Below are 2,120 nucleotides of genomic sequence, written 5' to 3'. Positions count from 1 at the left end.
GGCCCGCCCCCACCGGGCCCGCAGACGAGGACGAAGGCCGGGGCGCAGCCCCGCCTTCAAGGGGCGCGGGGAACTGCGCGAACGGCCCCCACCGGGCCCGCAGACGAAGGGGGCAGGCAGGGGCGCAGCTCCGCCTGTCAGGGGCACGTGCAAGGCTGACGCGTCCACGTCACCGCGTGGCCACGGCCCGGCCACCCCGCGCTCCTAGGATCCGCCGTTGCGCGACCCCGTCCCCACCCGGCGGACGGACCAGCCCCGGCACCCCTTGGAGCGACAGTGGAACGTCGTACTCTCCTGCGCGCGGCCGTACTCGGCGGATCATCGGCCGTCCTCGGCGGAACCCTGTGGCGCGGCGCCGCCCACGCCGCCCCCGCCCAGCCCGGCACGGGCCCGTACGGAGCACTCGGCCCGGCGGACGCGAACGGCCTCAGACTGCCGAGCGGCTTCACCGGCAGGGTGATCGCCAGGTCGGGCCAGCCGGTCACCGGCACCTCGTACACCTGGCACAGCGCCCCCGACGGCGGAGCCTGCTACGCGGACGGCACCGGCTGGATCTACGTCTCGAACTCGGAGATCAACCCGTCCGGCGGCACGAGCGCGGTGAAGTTCTCGTCGGCGGGCGCGATCACGGGCGCGTACCGCATCCTGTCGGGCACCCGGCAGAACTGCGCGGGCGGCAGGACGCCGTGGAACACCTGGCTGTCCTGCGAGGAGGTGTCGCTCGGGTACGTCTACGAGACCGACCCGTGGGGTGTGAACGCCGCGGTGCGCCGGGACGCCATGGGCCGTTTCAAGCACGAGGCCGCGGCGGCCGACCCGGTGCGCAAGGTGGTGTACCTGACGGAGGACGAGACGAACGGCTGCCTGTACCGGTTCGTGCCGACGACCTGGGGCAGCCTCTCCGCCGGCACCCTCCAGGTCCTGGTCGCCGGAACGGCCACCTCCGGCTCCTTCACCTGGGCGAACGTGCCCGACCCGGACGGCTCCCCCACCACGACCCGTACGCAGGTGTCGGGGGCGAAGAAGTTCAACGGCGGCGAGGGCTGCCACTACGCCGACGACACGGTCTGGTTCACCACCAAGGGCGACAACCGCGTCTGGCAGCTCAACCTGAGCGCCAACACCTATGAGCTGGCCTACGACGACTCGCTCGTCACCTCCGGCACCGCCCCGCTGACCGGCGTCGACAACATCACGGGCACCGCCTCCGGCGACCTGTTCGTCGCCGAGGACGGCGGCACCATGGAGATCTGTGTGATCACGCCCGACGACGTGATCGCCCCGTTCCTGCGCCTCGACGGCCAGTCCGGCTCGGAGATCACCGGCCCCGCCTTCTCCCCCGACGGCACCCGCCTCTACTTCTCCAGCCAGCGCGGCACCAGCGGCAGTTCGTCCGGCGGCATCACGTACGAGGTGACGGGTCCGTTCCGCGCGTAACCCCCGGCACCGGGTGTACGGACGACGGACCCGTGAGCGGAGAGCTATCGTCCGGTCACGTCACGTTCGCATCACGGGTCCGTCATTCCGCCGCAGTACCGCGAGCCCCTCTCGTACTTTCGTCACCTCGCATCCGACTGATCACCCTCGTGATCATGCATACGGATATCGACAGATATCTGGGGGCTCACCGTGAACCTGTTCCGCAAGTCCGCCTCCGTGGCCGTCGCCGCGCTGGCCCTGGCCGCCGTGTCCGTCACCACCGCCGAGGCGCACGACGGTCTGCACCCGTTCAAGAACTGCACCGAGGCGTACGAGAACGGGTACTCCAACATCGTCAAGGGCGACGACCACTACGGCGAGCACCTGGACCGCGACAAGGACGGCATCGGCTGCGACAAGCCGCCCGCCGGTTTCGTCCCCGCGAGCGACCAGGACACGAGCACGGACGCCAAGGACGAGGGCGGCAAGGACGAGGGCACGGCCAGCGGTCAGCAGACGCCCGACCTCGCGGAGACCGGCGGCAGCGGCGCCACCCCGTACATCGCGGCCGGCGGCGCGGCCGTGCTCCTGGCCGGCGGCGGCGTGCTGTTCGCCCTGCGCCGGCGCCGCAACGCCGGCTGACGCACGGGCACACCGGCACACGGCGAGGAGGCGGCACCCCCGCACAGGGTGCCGCCCTG

At 71.9% G+C, this 2,120-nt stretch carries 2 protein-coding genes; both read left to right on the top strand.

The window, feature by feature from the left end:
* Window positions 1-276: 276 nt before the first annotated feature.
* Window positions 277-1,437, top strand: a complete 1,161-nt coding sequence (locus ACFWGJ_RS43425; RefSeq protein ID WP_387334500.1) for an alkaline phosphatase PhoX — start codon at window positions 277-279, stop codon at window positions 1,435-1,437.
* Window positions 1,438-1,629: 192 nt separating this feature from the next.
* Entirely contained in the window at window positions 1,630-2,061 is a 432-nt protein-coding gene (locus ACFWGJ_RS43420; RefSeq protein ID WP_387334499.1) for an LAETG motif-containing sortase-dependent surface protein, read from the top strand.
* The last annotated feature ends 59 nt before the right edge of the window (window positions 2,062-2,120 follow it).

This window comes from Streptomyces sp. NPDC060205 (assembly GCF_042728395.1).
Taxonomy (GTDB): domain Bacteria; phylum Actinomycetota; class Actinomycetes; order Streptomycetales; family Streptomycetaceae; genus Streptomyces.
Note: the sequence above shows the minus strand (reverse complement) of the source record. Positions and strands in the feature narration are given on the sequence as shown.